The sequence below is a fragment of the Streptomyces sp. B93 genome, from assembly GCF_018070565.1.
GTDB lineage: Bacteria > Actinomycetota > Actinomycetes > Streptomycetales > Streptomycetaceae > Streptomyces.
Genome location: NZ_JAGPXL010000115.1, coordinates 1 through 1,177, shown reverse-complemented (window position 1 = coordinate 1,177; position 1,177 = coordinate 1). Strand labels below are relative to the sequence as shown.

Annotated in this window: 2 protein-coding genes; one reads left to right on the top strand and one right to left on the bottom strand. The window is 70.0% G+C overall.

Annotated elements, in window-relative coordinates; translation table 11 throughout:
• A partial coding sequence (locus KBY47_RS36160; protein WP_282108488.1) for a carboxyl transferase domain-containing protein occupies positions 1–273 on the bottom strand: 273 nt, incomplete at its 3' end.
• Between the two features lie 295 nt (positions 274–568).
• Here KBY47_RS36160 and KBY47_RS36155 point away from each other — a divergent pair.
• The coding region (locus KBY47_RS36155; protein WP_282108487.1) for a ScbA/BarX family gamma-butyrolactone biosynthesis protein at positions 569–1,177 on the top strand (609 nt) is incomplete at its 3' end.

The window sequence follows — 1,177 nt, the reverse complement described above, 5'->3', positions numbered from 1 at the left end:
ATGGGCGTAGACGAACACCGTCCGCCCCTCCACCGTCCCCCAGCCGGTGACCACACCGTCCGTGTACGGCTTCCGCGCCTCCAGACCGAACCCGGAAGCACGATGCCGACGCAACTGCTCGACCTCGCAGAACGAGCCCGCATCGAGCAACAGGGCTATCCGTTCCCGGGCCGTCAGCTTGCCCTTGGCGTGCTGCGCCGCCGTCGCCTTCTCGCTGGGACCGGCCAACGCCCGCGCACGGACCTCAGCCAACTCCGCTACCCGACCACCCATATCAACCGCCTCCCCCAGCCGGTTCACCAAGGCTGGCCTGACACCGGTCACCGAACCCGGCCATCGTGAGACGCACGACTCGAGACCAACTCGAGAAACACCGGCTTCACTTCACAAGGCTGCGCCGCCAATTCGTCAACGCGCCAGCCCACACCACGAAACGGAGCAAAACCCTCCGCACCCCACAAGCCGGAACACCTCATACCGCTGGAGAGTAAACCGGATGGTATGTATCTTCTTCACGCCCGAGGAACCCCGCCACCCACCTCGCCGACGCCCACCAGGAGGAACACCCATGTCAGCGAGCACCGCGAGCGCACTTCCCACCCTCACGGCGCCGGACGCCGCCCGGCACGCGGGGCCGCCCGCCCTGTGCTCCCCCGGACATGCCGCCCCCGCCCGTCTGACCACGACGGTCCCCAAGGAGTACGTCCACCGCGCCGCCATAGCCGAGGTCCTGCTCACCGACTGGGTCCGCACCGGGGACGACCACTTCACGGTGACCGCCCAGTGGCCGCGCCTGCACGCGTACTTCGCCACCGCCGACGGCTACCACGACCCCCTCATCGCCGCCGAAACGATCCGCCAGGCCGGCTTGCTCCTCGCCCACGCCGCCTACGACGTCCCGCTCGGTCATCACTTCGTCATGTGGGACCTGGCCGTGGACCTCGCCCCCGACCACCTGCGTCTGCGCCCCGAGCCCGCCGCCGTCACCCTTCAGATCACCTGTCAGGACATCAAGTACCGCGGTGGGCGCCTGGCCGGCATGCGTCTCGCCCTCACCCTGCACCGTGACGGCAGACCCGCGGGTACCGCCGCCGCCACCCTCACCTGCGTCACGCCCGCCGTCTACCGCCGCCTGCGCGCTCCCCACACTGACGGGGCCCACCCCACGCCCCGCCCC